Annotated in this window: 14 protein-coding genes and 5 tRNA genes; 13 read left to right on the top strand and 6 right to left on the bottom strand. The window is 59.7% G+C overall.

All coding sequences use genetic code 11. The features are described 5' to 3' along the window. Positions 1 to 2: 2 nt before the first annotated feature. Positions 3 to 287 carry a BrnT family toxin gene (locus tag AC1RME_RS14785; protein ID WP_096821178.1) on the bottom strand — a complete coding sequence of 95 codons (285 nt, stop codon included), beginning with the start codon at positions 285 to 287 and terminating at the stop codon, positions 3 to 5. 254 nt (positions 288 to 541) lie between these two features. Here AC1RME_RS14785 and AC1RME_RS14780 point away from each other — a divergent pair, with 254 nt between their 5' ends. Then, entirely contained in the window at positions 542 to 2,062 is a 1,521-nt protein-coding gene (locus AC1RME_RS14780) for a nucleobase:cation symporter-2 family protein (protein WP_096821179.1), read from the top strand. 135 nt (positions 2,063 to 2,197) lie between these two features. Here AC1RME_RS14780 and AC1RME_RS14775 read toward each other — a convergent pair. Next, a tRNA-Asn gene (locus tag AC1RME_RS14775) sits at positions 2,198 to 2,273 on the bottom strand. A 228-nt stretch (positions 2,274 to 2,501) separates the two neighbouring features. Between AC1RME_RS14775 and AC1RME_RS14770 the strand changes: the two genes are divergently transcribed. Further along, positions 2,502 to 2,732: a hypothetical protein gene (locus AC1RME_RS14770; RefSeq protein WP_096821180.1), complete on the top strand. Its 231-nt coding sequence runs from the start codon at positions 2,502 to 2,504 to the stop codon at positions 2,730 to 2,732. Here AC1RME_RS14770 and AC1RME_RS14765 read toward each other — a convergent pair. Both AC1RME_RS14765 and AC1RME_RS14760 read right to left on the bottom strand, forming a co-directional pair. Then, a complete protein-coding gene (locus tag AC1RME_RS14765) occupies positions 2,729 to 2,929 on the bottom strand; it encodes a hypothetical protein (protein WP_007956421.1) in 201 nt (66 codons plus the stop codon). The genes AC1RME_RS14770 and AC1RME_RS14765 overlap by 4 nt on opposite strands. A gap of 112 nt (positions 2,930 to 3,041) precedes the next feature. Next, positions 3,042 to 4,238 (bottom strand): amino acid aminotransferase, encoded by a 1,197-nt coding sequence (locus AC1RME_RS14760; protein WP_096821181.1) that lies wholly within the window; start codon positions 4,236 to 4,238, stop codon positions 3,042 to 3,044. A 336-nt stretch (positions 4,239 to 4,574) separates the two neighbouring features. Here AC1RME_RS14760 and uvrB point away from each other — a divergent pair, with 336 nt between their 5' ends. Next, complete coding sequence (gene uvrB, locus AC1RME_RS14755; RefSeq protein ID WP_096821182.1) at positions 4,575 to 6,590, top strand: excinuclease ABC subunit UvrB; 2,016 nt, start codon at positions 4,575 to 4,577, stop codon at positions 6,588 to 6,590. A 60-nt stretch (positions 6,591 to 6,650) separates the two neighbouring features. Here uvrB and AC1RME_RS14750 read toward each other — a convergent pair whose 3' ends face one another. Both AC1RME_RS14750 and AC1RME_RS14745 read right to left on the bottom strand, forming a co-directional pair. Further along, entirely contained in the window at positions 6,651 to 8,201 is a 1,551-nt protein-coding gene (locus AC1RME_RS14750; protein ID WP_096821183.1) for an MDR family MFS transporter, read from the bottom strand. Further along, positions 8,191 to 9,240: an HlyD family secretion protein gene (locus AC1RME_RS14745; protein WP_096821184.1), complete on the bottom strand. Its 1,050-nt coding sequence runs from the start codon at positions 9,238 to 9,240 to the stop codon at positions 8,191 to 8,193. The genes AC1RME_RS14750 and AC1RME_RS14745 overlap by 11 nt, the downstream gene beginning before the upstream one ends. A gap of 230 nt (positions 9,241 to 9,470) precedes the next feature. On the opposite strand from AC1RME_RS14745, the gene gltX reads away from it, so the two are divergent. The 10 genes from gltX (at position 9,471) to AC1RME_RS14695 (ending at position 15,324) form a co-directional block, all read left to right on the top strand. Then, a complete protein-coding gene (gene gltX / locus AC1RME_RS14740) occupies positions 9,471 to 10,952 on the top strand; it encodes a glutamate--tRNA ligase (protein ID WP_096821185.1) in 1,482 nt (493 codons plus the stop codon). 202 nt (positions 10,953 to 11,154) lie between these two features. After that, positions 11,155 to 11,230, top strand: a tRNA-Ala gene (locus AC1RME_RS14735). 79 nt (positions 11,231 to 11,309) lie between these two features. Next, positions 11,310 to 11,385, top strand: a tRNA-Glu gene (locus AC1RME_RS14730). A 53-nt stretch (positions 11,386 to 11,438) separates the two neighbouring features. After that, a tRNA-Ala gene (locus AC1RME_RS14725) sits at positions 11,439 to 11,514 on the top strand. 78 nt (positions 11,515 to 11,592) lie between these two features. Beyond that, a tRNA-Glu gene (locus AC1RME_RS14720) sits at positions 11,593 to 11,668 on the top strand. Between the two features lie 181 nt (positions 11,669 to 11,849). Beyond that, positions 11,850 to 12,389: a TetR/AcrR family transcriptional regulator gene (locus tag AC1RME_RS14715; protein ID WP_096821186.1), complete on the top strand. Its 540-nt coding sequence runs from the start codon at positions 11,850 to 11,852 to the stop codon at positions 12,387 to 12,389. Positions 12,390 to 12,419: 30 nt separating this feature from the next. Further along, positions 12,420 to 13,253 carry an alpha/beta fold hydrolase gene (locus AC1RME_RS14710; protein ID WP_493091515.1) on the top strand — a complete coding sequence of 278 codons (834 nt, stop codon included), beginning with the start codon at positions 12,420 to 12,422 and terminating at the stop codon, positions 13,251 to 13,253. A gap of 47 nt (positions 13,254 to 13,300) precedes the next feature. Further along, entirely contained in the window at positions 13,301 to 13,762 is a 462-nt protein-coding gene (locus AC1RME_RS14705) for an acyl-CoA thioesterase (protein WP_114882099.1), read from the top strand. 35 nt (positions 13,763 to 13,797) lie between these two features. After that, positions 13,798 to 14,757, top strand: coding sequence for a tRNA dihydrouridine synthase (locus AC1RME_RS14700; RefSeq protein ID WP_102621523.1), 960 nt, complete (start codon positions 13,798 to 13,800; stop codon positions 14,755 to 14,757). Between the two features lie 120 nt (positions 14,758 to 14,877). Then, a complete protein-coding gene (locus AC1RME_RS14695; RefSeq protein ID WP_102621524.1) occupies positions 14,878 to 15,324 on the top strand; it encodes an Hsp20 family protein in 447 nt (148 codons plus the stop codon). Positions 15,325 to 15,462 lie beyond the last annotated feature (138 nt).

Here is a 15,462-nt window from a genome sequence, read left to right as displayed (position 1 = left end):
GATCAAGTCTCCGGAAAATAATGGCGTCGCTCGCTGGGCGTTGCGCTGCGCGCGGAAATGATTCGAACCAGATTCGGCTCCCGATAGCTGTATACGACAACCAGCAAACGTCCCTTGCCGTCGTTGCCGAGAGTGATCCAGCGTTGTTCGTCATGGTCGTTATCTTCAATCGTCAATGCTCGCTCATCGTGGAAGACCGGTTCGGCCTCGGCGAGGCTGATCCCTCTGTGCTTGAGTTTGTTGGCAGCATTCTTGCTTTTGTCGAACTGAATCTGGAATGACTTCATTATGCATACTTTATATGTATAAAAAAGAGAGCGACCGCGCCGTCGGTCGCCATGAACACTTCAGCCTAGGTGGATAGAGCGCAGGGGCAGTTAACGATGTGTTGCCGGATTTGTGAGGGATGGAAGCGGCGGGATAGAAGGTTGGGTGGCTACCTATCCATAATGTGACCGATAAGTTGTATACAACTCTATGGACATTTGTCACGAGTATTGAATACAGTGTGCGCATAACAAAAACCAGGGAACCCCCCACCATGAAAACGCCCCATGTTTCACACCAACGGCCCGAGGACGAAAACCTCGGGGTCGGCGCGAATATGGCTTACGGCCTGCAACATGTTCTGACCATGTATGGCGGTATCGTCGCGGTGCCGCTGATCATCGGTCAGGCCGCCGGGTTATCGCCGGCGGACATTGGTCTGTTGATTGCTGCTTCATTGTTTGCGGGGGGGCTGGCCACGTTGCTGCAAACCCTGGGTCTACCGTTTTTCGGATGTCAGTTGCCGCTGGTGCAGGGCGTGTCGTTCTCCGGTGTTGCGACCATGGTGGCGATTGTCAGCAGTGGCGGGGAGGGCGGCTTTCAGTCGGTACTCGGGGCGGTGATTGCCGCGTCGTTGATCGGTTTGCTGATCACGCCGGTGTTCTCGCGAATCACCAAGTTCTTTCCACCGCTGGTTACCGGCATCGTGATCACCACCATCGGCTTGACGCTGATGCCGGTGGCCGCGCGCTGGGCCATGGGCGGCAACAGTCATGCTCCGGACTTCGGCAGCATGCAGAACATCGGTCTGGCGGCGGTCACGCTGGTGCTGGTGCTGCTCCTGAGCAAGGTCGGCAGCTCGACCATCTCGCGTCTGTCGATCCTGTTGGCGATGGTGATCGGCACGGTGCTGGCGGTGTTCCTGGGCATGGCGGACTTCTCCAGCGTCACCCAAGGGCCGATGTTCGGCTTCCCGACACCGTTCCATTTCGGCATGCCGACCTTCCACTTCGCTGCGATCCTGTCGATGTGCATCGTGGTCATGGTGACCCTGGTGGAAACCTCGGCGGACATCCTGGCGGTCGGTGAAATCATCGGCACCAAGGTCGATTCCAAGCGTCTGGGCAACGGTCTGCGCGCGGACATGCTGTCGAGCATGTTTGCGCCGATCTTCGGTTCGTTCACCCAGAGCGCCTTCGCCCAGAACGTTGGCCTGGTGGCGGTGACCGGAATCAAGAGCCGTTATGTGGTGGCGACCGGCGGCATCTTCCTGGTGATCCTCGGCCTGCTGCCGTTCATGGGCCGGGTGATCGCAGCAGTGCCGACGTCGGTACTCGGTGGTGCCGGCATCGTGTTGTTCGGCACCGTGGCGGCGAGCGGCATCCGTACACTGTCCAAGGTCGATTACCGCAACAACGTCAACTTGATCATCGTCGCGACCTCGATCGGCTTCGGCATGATCCCGATTGCCGCGCCGAACTTCTACGATCACTTCCCGAGCTGGTTCGCGACCATTTTCCACTCGGGCATCAGTTCGTCGGCGATCATGGCGATCCTGCTGAACCTGGCGTTCAACCACTTCACGGCGGGTAACTCGGATCAGCAGTCGGTGTTTGCGGCGGCAGAAGAGCGAACCCTGCGTTATCGGGATCTGGCAGCGCTGCGCGAGGGCGATTACTTCAGCGACGGCAAACTGCATGACTGCGACGGCAATGAAGTGCCGGTGATCGAGGCGGATTCGGATCACGGACACGGCGCGCCGAAGGCGCATGCCAAGAGCGGTGAACACGTCTGACCGCTGTTTCTGAATGAGAAGGGCCGATCAGTTGCGAAACTGATCGGCCCTTTTTATTGCACTGCATTCATTGCACTGTATTTTCCAGCGTCCACAAAAAAGCCCCTGAATCTTTCGATTCAGGGGCTCTGTATTTGGCTCCACAACCTGGACTCGAACCAGGGACCCAGTGATTAACAGTCACTTGCTCTACCAACTGAGCTATTGCGGAATTGGTGCGTATGTTACTGATTTAAAAAGACTAGTCAAGCGCCAGTTGTAAATTTGTTGGAAAGATCAGGACGGACGGCGGTTTATCGGCGATTGGCGGTTACCAGAACCGCAGCAGAGGTCTACCATGGCCGCCCGGAAGTGGTCACACGCGCTGCCGGCCATTCGCCGAAAAGGTACGCGCCATGAATAACCCCATCCTGACCCATCGTCCTGCCGAGGTGTTCGCATGAGCACCGTGCAAATCAGCCTGCCCAAAGGCGTCGGCCCGCACGCCGAAAAGCTTTTCGACGCGATCACCCAGGCCGCCACGGCTGAAGAACTGAACCGCGCACGCGGCAAGGCCGAAGGTTTTGTCCTCGGCCTGGAAAGCACCAAGGCCATCAAGAGCCAGGTCGCCGAATCGCTCTACGTCGTTTATGACGATGCGGCGACTCAGCGCGCAACGGAACTGGCTTAACCGCCGAACGTGAAGGTGCCGAGCATCAGTTTGGCGTACAGCATCGTTGCGCCCAGTTGCACCAGCCACAGCGCCAGCCCGCCGAGAAACACCCCGGCCGCGACTTGCAGCACCAGGTTGTTGCCGCGTTTGGCCGGGGCGCGGGGGATGAAGTCATCCAGATCGTCGCGGTCGGCGCGCAGGTCATCGTTTTTCATGTTGTCTCTCTGAAATATCGTCTGTGTGCAGTCTAGAGGGTGTAGCGGCTTTTCTTCAGACAAATAAAAAACGGGAAGCCCGAAAGCTTCCCGTTTTCAGTGCTACGTCAGGTCAGATGACCTGAACGATGGCGTCCGTCACGACTTCGATGTTGCTCTGGTTCAGCGCAGCGACGCAGATGCGGCCGGTGTCCAGGGCGTAGATGCCGAACTCGTTGCGCAGGCGGTGAACCTGCTCGGTGGTCAGGCCGGAGTAGGAGAACATGCCGCGCTGGCGACCGACGAAGCTGAAGTCACGCTGCGGGGCTTTCTTCGCCAGCAGAGCGACCATCTGCTCACGCATGCCGCGAATGCGCAGGCGCATTTCAGCCAGTTCCGCTTCCCACTGGGCGCGCAGTTCCGGGCTGTTCAACACCGCAGCAACGATGCTTGCACCGTGGGTCGGCGGGTTGGAGTAGTTGGTGCGGATCACGCGTTTGACTTGCGACAGCACGCGCGCGCTTTCTTCTTTCGATTCGCTGATGATCGACAGGGCACCGACGCGCTCGCCGTACAGCGAGAACGACTTGGAGAACGAGCTCGACACGAAGAAGGTCAGGCCGGAGTCGGCGAACAGACGCACGGCAGCGGCGTCTTCGGCGATGCCGTCACCAAAGCCCTGGTAAGCCATGTCGAGGAACGGCACGTGACCTTTGGCCTTGACCGCTTCCAGCACGTTGTTCCAGTCAGCCGGGCTCAGGTCGACACCGGTCGGGTTGTGGCAGCAGGCGTGCAGCACGATGATCGAGCCGTTCGGCAGGGCGTTGAGGTCTTCGAGCAGGCCGGCACGGTTCACGTCGTGGGTGGCGGCGTCGTAGTAGCGATAGTTCTGCACCGGGAAACCGGCGGTTTCGAACAGCGCGCGGTGGTTTTCCCAGCTCGGATCGCTGATCGCCACGACGGCATTCGGCAGCAGTTGCTTGAGGAAGTCGGCACCGATTTTCAGTGCGCCGGTACCGCCGACCGCCTGAGTGGTGACAACTCGGCCAGCCGCCAGCAGTGGCGAATCATTGCCGAACAGCAGCTTTTGCACGGCCTGGTCGTAGGCAGCGATGCCGTCGATTGGCAGATAGCCACGGGAGGCATGCTGAGCAGCGCGAATGGTTTCGGCTTCGATGACGGCGCGCAGGAGTGGAATTCGCCCCTCTTCGTTGCAGTACACACCCACCCCGAGGTTGACCTTATTGGTCCGGGTATCGGCGTTGAATGCTTCGTTGAGGCCCAGGATTGGATCGCGGGGTGCCATTTCGACAGCGGAGAACAGGCTCATTTTTACGGCAGCTCTAATGGAGAGTGGAGGGACGTGTGGCGCTCCAGCCGAATGCACTAGAGCGGTGCACAAACGGGGAGCTAGTATAGAGGCCATCATCGATCAATGGCGACAGGCGATTCGGCTTTTAAGGTAAGTTTTTCCGATTATTTCTCGACCGTTAGTCGAATGGACTTGTCGGAGACTTTACCGGATGTAGGACGTTTGCCTTGAAAGGCGAGGCAATCGGCTCCACATTCAGCACAATCTTCGTTTTTCCTTGCGCGACATCGGTCGTTTGCGGTCTTTCTCGTGGGGCTCCGGTTTGTCCGCAGCGTCGCGAATCCAGAGGTGTTTATGTCTGAATTCCAGCTCGTCACCCGATTCGACCCAGCCGGCGATCAGCCTGAAGCCATTCGCCAGATGGTCGAGGGCATCGAAGCCGGGCTGGCGCACCAGACCCTGCTCGGTGTGACCGGCTCGGGCAAGACCTTCAGCATCGCCAACGTGATTGCCCAGGTACAGCGTCCGACCCTGGTGCTGGCGCCGAACAAGACCCTGGCCGCGCAGTTGTATGGCGAGTTCAAGTCGTTCTTCCCGAACAACGCCGTCGAATACTTCGTTTCCTACTACGACTACTACCAGCCTGAAGCCTATGTGCCATCGTCCGACACCTTCATCGAGAAGGATGCGTCGATCAACGACCACATCGAGCAGATGCGTCTGTCGGCAACTAAGGCATTGCTGGAGCGCAAGGACGCGATCATCGTCACGACGGTGTCGTGCATCTACGGTCTGGGCAGCCCGGAAACCTATTTGAAAATGGTCTTGCACGTCGATCGCGGCGACAAGCTCGATCAGCGTGCGCTGGTGCGGCGTCTGGCCGACCTGCAATACACCCGCAATGACATGGATTTCGCCCGGGCCACGTTCCGTGTGCGCGGCGATGTAATCGACATCTATCCGGCGGAATCCGATCTTGAAGCGATCCGTATCGAGTTGTTCGATGACGAGGTGGAAAGCATTTCCGCGTTCGACCCGCTCACCGGTGAGGTCATCCGCAAGCTGCCGCGCTTCACCTTCTATCCGAAGAGCCACTACGTGACGCCCCGGGAAACCCTGCTCGACGCCATCGAGGGGATCAAGGTCGAGTTGCAGGAACGCCTTGAATACCTGCGCAACAACAACAAGCTGGTGGAAGCCCAGCGTCTGGAGCAACGCACCCGGTTCGACCTGGAGATGATCCTCGAACTCGGCTACTGCAACGGCATCGAAAACTACTCGCGTTACCTGTCCGGACGCCCGGCCGGTGCGGCGCCGCCGACGCTCTACGATTACCTGCCAGCCGACGCCTTGCTGGTGATCGACGAATCCCACGTCAGCGTGCCGCAAGTCGGCGCGATGTATAAGGGTGACCGTTCGCGCAAGGAAACCCTGGTGGAATACGGCTTCCGCCTGCCATCGGCGCTGGACAACCGGCCGATGCGGTTCGACGAGTGGGAAGGGGTGAGCCCGCAGACGATTTTCGTCTCGGCCACGCCCGGCAACTACGAAGCCGAGCACGCCGGGCGGGTGATCGAGCAAGTGGTGCGCCCGACCGGTCTGGTCGACCCGCAGGTTGAAGTACGCCCGGCGCTGACCCAGGTCGACGATCTGCTTTCGGAAATCACCAAACGTGTGGCGGTGGAGGAGCGAGTGCTGGTCACCACGCTGACCAAACGCATGGCCGAAGATTTGACCGATTACCTGGCCGATCACGGCGTGCGCGTGCGTTATCTGCACTCGGACATCGACACGGTCGAGCGGGTTGAAATCATCCGTGATCTGCGCCTGGGCACCTTCGATGTGCTGGTGGGGATCAACCTGCTGCGTGAAGGTCTGGACATGCCGGAAGTCTCGCTGGTGGCGATCCTCGATGCGGACAAGGAAGGCTTCCTGCGTTCCGAGCGTTCACTGATCCAGACCATCGGTCGCGCGGCACGTAACCTCAATGGCCGGGCGATTCTCTACGCGGATCGCATGACCGGTTCGATGGAGCGTGCCATCGGCGAAACCGAGCGCCGTCGCGACAAGCAGATCGCCTTCAACCTGGCCAACGGCATCACACCGAAGGGCGTGTTCAAGGACGTCGCCGACATCATGGAAGGCGCCACCGTGCCTGGTTCGCGCAGCAAGAAGCGCAAGGGCATGGCCAAGGCTGCCGAAGAAAACGCCAAGTACGAAGCCGAATTGCGCTCGCCGAGCGAGATCACCAAGCGCATCCGCCAACTGGAAGAGAAGATGTACCAGTTGGCCCGCGACCTGGAATTCGAAGCGGCGGCGCAGATGCGCGACGAGATTGCCAAAATGCGCGAGCGATTGTTGGCAGTCTGACTGATCGTTCCCACGCTTTGCGTGGGAATGCAGCCCTGGACGCTCTGCGTCCACTCAGGGTTAGTGCGCCTCGCCAGCCTTCAGGCCGGCGGGCAGTTTCTTGGTCAGCAATATCGCCAGCATGCTGATTCCCAGCGCAATCCCGACAAAACGAAACGCATCGTTGTAGGCCATGATCAGCGCCTGCTGATGAACAATTTCGCTCAATTTCCCCAGTGCCGCCGTGTCACTGCCGAAGCGATCGGCCATCGACGCCAGCCGTTCGGCCACCTGCGGATTGGTGGGTACCACTGCTTCACGCAGGTAATCGAAGTAGGTCTTGGTACGCGCATCCAGCAACGTCGCGAGCAGGGCGATGCCGATGGCCCCGCCGAGGTTGCGCAGGATGTTGAACAGACTCGATGCCGAGCCCGCGTCCTGCGGCAGGATGTACGCCGTGGCGATCAGCGAAATGGTCACCATGATCAGCGGCTGGCCGAGGGCGCGGATGATCTGGATCTGATTGAACTGCGGTCCGGCAAAGTCCGGGTTGAGCACGCCGGATGAAAAACTCGCCAGCCCGAACAGGCCGAAGCCGATCGTGCACAGCCATTTCGGCGACACGAACTTCATCAGTTTCGGCACCAGTGGAATCAGAAATAGCTGGGGAACGCCCATCCACATGATCACTTCGCCAATCTGCAAGGCGTTGTAATTCTGGATCTGCGCCAGGTACAGCGGCAGCAGATAGATCGAGCCGTACAGCCCGACCCCCATGCCAAGGCTGGAAATGCTCGACAGCCCGAAGTTGCGATTGCGCAGGATGCCGAGGTTGATCAGCGGATTGGGTTTGGAAACCTGCACGATCACAAAGGTGATCAGGCTCAGCAGGGCGATGCTGCCCAGTGTCACGATCAGGCTCGATTCCAGCCAGTCCTTGCGATGGCCTTCCTCAAGAAAGACCTGCAAACATCCCAGTCCGATACCCAGCGTGAGAATGCCGGTGTAATCGGTGCTTTTCAGCAGTTCCCAGTGCGCTTCTTTTTTCTCCAGACCGTACATCAGCCCGGCGATCATGATCAGCCCCGGCGGAATGTTGATGTAGAAGATGTATTCCCAGCCCCAGTTCTCCGTGAGCCAGCCGCCGAGGGTCGGGCCGATGGACGGGGCGAAGGTGGCGGTCATGGCGAACATCGCCATGCCTTTGGCGCGGTGGTGTTCGGGAAGTTTGATCAGGGTCAGGGTGAAGGCCAGCGGGATCAGCGCGCCGCCGGTGAAACCCTGCATGGCGCGGAACACGATCATGCTGTCGAGGCTCCAGGCCATCGAGCACAGCAACGACGAAATCAGAAACCCCAGCGACACCCACACCGCCAGCCGCCGTGCCGAGAGCAACTGCACCAGCCATGCGGTCAGCGGGATCATGATGATTTCCGCCACCAGATAGGAGGTGGAAATCCACGAGCCTTCTTCCAGCGTCGCCGACAGGGCGCCCTGAATATCCTTGAGCGACGAGTTGGTGATCTGGATGTCGAGCACCGCCATGAACGCGCCGAGCATGACGCTCATCACCGCGATCCAGTCCCGCCGGGTCGGTTCGCCGACCGGGCGGATCAGTTGATCACCGGCCATTGTCTGGGGCGTCTTTGATATTCACGGTGGCGGTGACCGACATGCCCGGACGGATCTTGCCGTGCAACGGGTTATCGGCCTTGAAGGTCAGCTTGACCGGAATCCGCTGCACGACCTTGGTGAAGTTGCCGGTGGCGTTGTCCGGCGGCAACAGGCTGAACTGTGCGCCGGAGGCGGCGAACAGGCTGTCGACCCGCGCTTCGATCGGCGTATCGCCATAAGCGTCGAAGACCAGTTCGGCTTTCTGGCCCGGCAGCATGTGGCCGATCTGGGTTTCCTTGAAGTTGGCCTGCACCCAGATGTCTTCGTCCGGAACGATCGACAACAAGTAAGCGCCGGCCTGCACGATTTGGCCATTGCGTGCGGCGCGCTGGCCGATCAGGCCGCTGATCGGTGCGTGGATTTCGCTGCGGGTCAGGTTCAGCTCGGCCTGGGCGAGGTCGGCGCGGGCGTTGGAGATCTGTGCGTCGAGGCGTTTGATTTCGGCGCTCAGCGCGTTGACTTGCTGGCGCTGACTCTGCGCATCGGCCTGGGCCTTGGCCACTTGCGAGCGGGCGATATGGGCGTCGGCGGAGAGGGTGGTGACCCGCTCCTCGGAGACGTAGCCGGGTTTGCGCAGGGTTTCTGCCCGTGACAAATCGACCTGCGAGCGGCCGAGGGTGGCTTGTGTGGTTGCTACCTGCGCGTCGCTGGCGGCGATCAGGCTGGCTTGCTGGGTCAGTTTGCTCTGGGCTTGCAGGCGCTCGGCCTCGCGGGTGGCGAGGGCGGCGTTGGCGCGATCGACCGCGAGACGGAAATCATCGCCTTCGAGACGCACCAGCAACTGGCCTTTTTCCACATGCTGGTTGTCCTGCACCAGGACTTCGTCGATGCGTGCGCTCAACTGGCTCGACACGCGGGTGATTTCACCCTGGACATAGGCGTTGTCGGTGCTTTCATAAAAGCGTCCCTTGAAAAACCAATGAGCAAAAAAGCCCCCGGCAATCAGCAGGACGAGCAGCAGGAAAATGAACAGGCGACGCTTGAGTTGGGCAGGCATGGGCAAACTGTAGTCGAGGAATTGTAAGGAAAGTTATCAGCAGGCGAATCTGGCATACAGCCGATGAACGGTAAATGCCGTCTGCTGATATTCAGCCATTCACCACGGCCAACGGGCGTTACAGACGCAAAGTTGGCTTAAATGCCCTGTCCGCTGGAGCGGGGCGGGTGTCGCCTGTTACCATTCGCCGCTTGATCGTTCTTTGCTTTTCATTCTTTTCGAGACATGCCATGACCACCGTCCGCACTCGCATCGCGCCATCGCCTACCGGGGATCCCCACGTAGGTACCGCTTACATCGCATTGTTCAACTACTGCTTTGCCAAGCAGCACGGCGGTGAGTTCATCCTGCGCATCGAAGACACCGATCAGTTGCGCTCGACCCGCGAGTCCGAACAGCAGATCTTCGACGCTCTGCGCTGGCTCGGTATCGACTGGAGCGAAGGCCCGGACGTCGGCGGCCCGCACGGTCCTTATCGTCAGAGCGAACGCGGCGACATCTATCAGAAGTACTGCCAGCAACTGGTCGACCTGGGCCACGCCTTCCCGTGCTTCTGCACCGCCGAAGAGCTGGACCAGATGCGCGCCGAACAAATGGCGCGCGGCGAAACCCCGCGTTACGACGGCCGTGCGCTGTTGCTGTCCAAGGAAGAAGTCGCGCGTCGCCTGGCTGCGGGCGAGCCGCACGTGATCCGTATGAAAGTGCCGAGCGAAGGCGTGTGCGTTGTTCCGGACATGCTGCGTGGCGACGTCGAGATCCCGTGGGATCGCATGGACATGCAGGTACTGATGAAGACCGACGGTCTGCCGACGTACTTCCTGGCCAACGTGGTCGACGATCACCTGATGGGCATCACCCACGTGCTGCGCGGTGAAGAATGGCTGCCGTCGGCGCCGAAACTGATCCTGCTCTACGAATACTTCGGCTGGGAACAACCGGAGCTGTGCTACATGCCGCTGCTGCGTAACCCGGACAAGAGCAAGCTGTCCAAGCGCAAGAACCCGACCTCGGTGACGTTCTACGAGCGCATGGGTTTCATGCCGGAAGCCATGCTCAACTACCTGGGCCGCATGGGCTGGTCGATGCCGGACGAGCGCGAGAAATTCTCGCTGCAGGAAATGGTCGACAACTTCGACCTCAAGCGCGTCTCGCTGGGCGGGCCGATTTTCGACATCGAGAAGCTGTCGTGGCTCAACGGCCAGTGGCTGCGTGATCTGCCGGTGGAAGAGTTCGCTGCTCGTGTGCAGAAGTGGGCGTTCAACTCCGAATACATGATGAAGATCGCACCGCTGGTTCAGGGCCGCGTCGAGACGTTCAGCCAGGTTGCACCGCTGGGCGGTTTCTTCTTTGCCGGTGGCGTGAACCCGGATGCCAAGCTGTTCGAATCGAAAAAGCTCTCGGGCGATCAGGTTCGTCAACTGATGCAGTTGATCCTGTGGAAGCTCGAAAGCCTGCGTCAGTGGGAGAAGGACAGCATCACGGCGACGATTCAGGCAGTAGTCGAATCCCTCGAACTGAAACTGCGTGATGCGATGCCGTTGATGTTTGCCGCGATCACCGGTCAGGCGAGCTCGGTATCGGTGCTTGATGCGATGGAAATCCTCGGGCCGGACCTGACCCGTTTCCGTCTGCGCCAGGCGATTGACCTGCTGGGCGGCGTGTCGAAGAAAGAAAACAAAGAGTGGGAAAAGCTGTTGGGCGCTATCGCCTGATTGCGTTTGACTCTGCAGGACGCGCCGGAGGTCAGGATCTTTTGATCCCGTCCTTCGGCGTTTTCCCCCGAATTTACGGGGGGAGGGTGGTAAGTGATTGTTATGCCGACAAAAAATTTTGAAATTTTTCAAAAATAAGTTTGACAGCCTTTCGATACGCCCTTAAGATTCGCCCCGTCCTCAGCGATGACATCAACGATGAGGGGCTATAGCTCAGCTGGGAGAGCGCTTGCATGGCATGCAAGAGGTCGACGGTTCGATCCCGTCTAGCTCCACCAATTTACACTTCGAAGCCTGGCCACACCGGCTTCGAAGCGATCAACACTCAGCGTTGATCAGTTGTATAGAAGGGTTTGCGTCCCCTTCGTCTAGTGGCCTAGGACACCGCCCTTTCACGGCGGTAACAGGGGTTCGAGTCCCCTAGGGGACGCCAGTTTTACAGAAGCGATGTTGCAAGATGTCGCTCCGCCGCGAGGCGAAAAATCCGGGGCTATAGCTCAGCTGGGAGAGCGCTTGCATGGCATGCAAGAGGTCGACGGTTCGATCCCGTCTAGCTCCACCAATTTACAGTTCAAGGTCTGGCCACACCGACCTTGAATCGATCAGATCTCAGCACTGATCAGTTGTATAGAAGGTTTGTGTCCCCTTCGTCTAGTGGCCTAGGACACCGCCCTTTCACGGCGGTAACAGGGGTTCGAGTCCCCTAGGGGACGCCACGATTACCCGCTCTGCGGGATTTATAAGGGTCATTCAATTATTGAATGGCCCTTTTGTTTGTCTGGCGTTTGGCCAAGTCTCCTTTTTCCTTAAACTGTGCTTCAGACCAGCGGTCATATTTTCGACTTGCAGAATATTATTATGAGAATAATATTCTAATCGTAATATTCGGAGGCAACGATGAACGACAAAAAAGCTCAAACCCGCGAACGCATCCTCAAGGCTGCCAGCGCCGCGCTGATTCAGCGTGGCCCGGCCGAGCCGAGCGTGGGTGAAGTGATGGGCGCCGCCGGCCTGACTGTCGGTGGCTTCTATGCGCACTTCGAAAGCAAGGACGCCATGATGCTTGAGGCGTTCAAGCAGTTGCTGGGGCGTCGCCGAGACCTGATCGCCGATATGGACTCTGAATTGACCGGCGAAGAACGTCGCGCCCTGGTGGCTGCGTTCTACCTGTCGCGCAAACACCGTGATTCCAGCGATTCGGCCTGCCCGATCCCGGCATCCATCGGTGAGCTGGGACGGCTGCCGGAAGAGTTCCGCACCGCGCTGAACGAGCACCTGGAGTTGATGATCGCGCAGTTGGCTTCAAGCCCTGAAGACATCGATAAAACGTTGGCCGACGTGGCCTTGATGGTAGGTGGTCTGGCGCTCTCAAGGGCGTTGGGGCCTGGTGATTTATCCGATCGATTGCTGCGCGCTGCCAAGTCGGCGGTGCGTTGACCTGAAGGCAACGAGCCTGAGGAGAGAGCGATGAGCACGTTGAAGTGGGTTCGCGGCGTTAATGGCACCTTGGGCTGGTTTGCACCGAAACTGGTGGCAAGCAAAATGCGGCTGGCATTCATGACCCCACGCGCCAATGCGCCACGGGATTGGGAATTGCCGCTGCTGGCGAAATCCGAGCGGATCACTTTGCGTTTCGGCCTCTCCGCGCTGCGCTGGGGGCAAGGTCCGACGGTTCTGCTGATGCACGGTTGGGAAGGGCGTCCGACCCAGTTTGCCGCGCTGATCACGGCGCTGGTCGAATCCGGTTACACCGTTGTCGCTCTCGACGGTCCGGCCCACGGTCGTTCGCCGGGGCGCGAAGCCAACGTCGTACTGTTTGCCCGGGCCATGCTCGAAGCCGCCGCTGAATTGCCTCCGCTGCAGGCCGTCATCGGCCACTCCATGGGCGGCGCCAGCGCCATGCTCGCGGTGCAATTGGGGTTGCGCACTGAAACCCTGGTCAGCATTGCTGCTCCGGCTCGCATTCTGGGCGTGTTGCGCGGGTTTGCCCATTACGTCGGGATGCCGCCAAGAGCTCGTTCTGCCTTCATTCGCCAGGTTGAGCAAGACGTCGGCATGCGTGCCGCAACCCTCGATGTCGCCCACTATCAGCTGGATATGCCGGGCCTGATCGTGCACGCCGAAGACGACACCTTCGTCTCGGTCAAGGAATCCCAACTGATCCACGAATCCTGGTTCGACAGCCGACTGCTGCGCCTGGAAGCCGGCGGTCACCAGCGCGTGCTGGCTGACCCTCGGGTGATTGATGGCGTGTTATCACTGCTGGCCGGTCGCAGCCTTCAGGCGCGGCAATCGGCGTAGTCATCCGTTACACTGCCTCGGTTGAATCATTTGACCGGGAGTAGGGCATGGGCTGGGATCGGGCAACGCCGTTTACCATTGATCTGCAAGTGGGCGCCGAGGACATCGACGGGCTGGGGCACGCGAACAACGCGGTGTACGTCTCCTGGCTCGAACGTTGCGCCTGGCGCCACTCGCAGCGGCTGGGTCTGGATCTGGTCGAGTACCGTCGTCTGGATCGGGCGATGGCGGTGGTGCGGCACGAAATCGACTACCTGGCGGCCGCCTACGAAGGTGATGAACTGCAATTGGCGACCTGGATCGTCGATTGGGATCAGCGCCTGAAAATGACCCGTCAATTCCAGCTGATTCGCCCCAGCGACAACACCACGCTGCTGCGCGCCCAGACCACCTTCGTCTGCATCGAGCTGTCCACCGGCAGGCCCAAGCGCATGCCCGCCGAGTTCATCGAAGGCTACGGCCCAGCCATCCAGACAGCGGACATGGGTTTAACCCGCGAAACCCAGTAAACTGCCGCACGTTTTTCCTTGAGTGTGTGTTTCCCATGCAAATTGCTTTGGCGCCGATGGAAGGGTTGGTCGATGACATCCTGCGCGATGTCCTGACCCGTGTCGGCGGTATCGACTGGTGCGTGACCGAGTTCATCCGGGTCAACGACCAGTTGCTGACTCCGGCCTATTTCCACAAGTTCGGCCCTGAATTGCTCAACGGTGCCCGCACAGCTTCCGGCGTACCGTTGCGCGTGCAGTTGCTGGGTTCCGATCCGGTATGCCTGGCGGAAAACGCTGCGCTGGCCTGCGAACTGGGCTCTGAAGTGATCGATCTGAACTTCGGCTGCCCGGCCAAGACCGTCAACAAGTCTCGTGGCGGTGCGGTGCTGCTCAAGGAGCCGGAGCTGCTCAACCAGATCGTCGAACACGTGCGGCGTGCCGTACCGGCACATATTCCGGTCACCGCCAAGATGCGCCTCGGTTTCGATAGCCCGGACGGCTCGTTGGTGTGTGCCACCGCGCTTGCCGAGGGCGGCGCCGAGCACATTGTGGTTCACGCCCGGACCAAGATGGACGGCTACAAGCCACCGGCTCATTGGGAGTGGATTCCGCGCGTGCAGGACGTGGTCAAGGTGCCGGTGTTCGCCAACGGTGACATCTGGAGCGTCGAAGACTGGCGCCGCTGCCGGGAAATCAGCGGCGTCGAGGACATCATGCTCGGTCGCGGCCTGGTGTCGCGTCCGGATCTGGCCCGTCAGATCGCTGCCGCCCGTGCCGGCGAGGAAGTCGTCGAGATGACCTGGGCCGAGCTGCTGCCGCTGATCCAGGACTTCTGGCTGCAAGCCAAGGCGCAGATGACAGCACGCCAATCCCCGGGCCGCTTGAAGCAATGGCTGGCGATGCTGACCCGCAATTATCCTGAGGCTACCGAGCTGTTCACCGTGTTGCGCCGAGAAACCGAGCCGGATCACGTCTCGCGTTTGCTGGGCTTGCCGGTCGCCGAAGCCGCCTGAAAAAATCTCCGAACAATCTCTTGAAAACAAAACGCAGGTCCCTATCTAAGGGTTACGCGATGCCGAATTCGGGTCGCGGAGACAAAAAACCTTGCTGATTGTTTTCAGGAGATTTGAACCATGAGTACTGCATTTTCCCTCGCACCACTGTTCCGTTCCTCGGTAGGCTTCGACCGTTTCAACGACCTGTTCGAAACCGCCCTGCGCAACGAGCCAGGCAGCAGCTATCCGCCTTACAACGTCGAAAAACACGGTGACGATCAATACCGCATCGTCGTAGCGGCGGCCGGTTTCCAGGAAGAAGACCTGGAACTGCAAGTCGAGAAAGGCGTGCTGACCATCAGTGGCGGCAAGCGTGACGCGAACGAAGGCGTCACTTTCCTGCACCAGGGCATTGCCCAGCGTGCATTCAAGCTGTCCTTCCGCCTGGCCGATCACATCGAGATCAAGGCCGCCGGCCTGAGCAACGGCCTGCTGAGCATCGATCTGCTGCGTGTGATCCCTGAAGAGGCGAAAGCCAAACGCATCCCGATCAACGGGACGCAGAAGCCGGCGCTGCAACACTGATTCACTTGCAGAAACAAGTCGTCTGAACGGGCGATAAGCCGCTGAATGAAGGCCCCGATACGTCGGGGCCTTTTTTGTGGGCGAAAGAAAAGGGAAGGGCTGCTTTGCCCCGTCGTAGCGGTTTCTCTACAATCGCCC

The organism is Pseudomonas sp. GW822-FHT03F08 (assembly GCF_058801265.1).
This window is presented reverse-complemented; position numbering and strand designations above follow the sequence as displayed.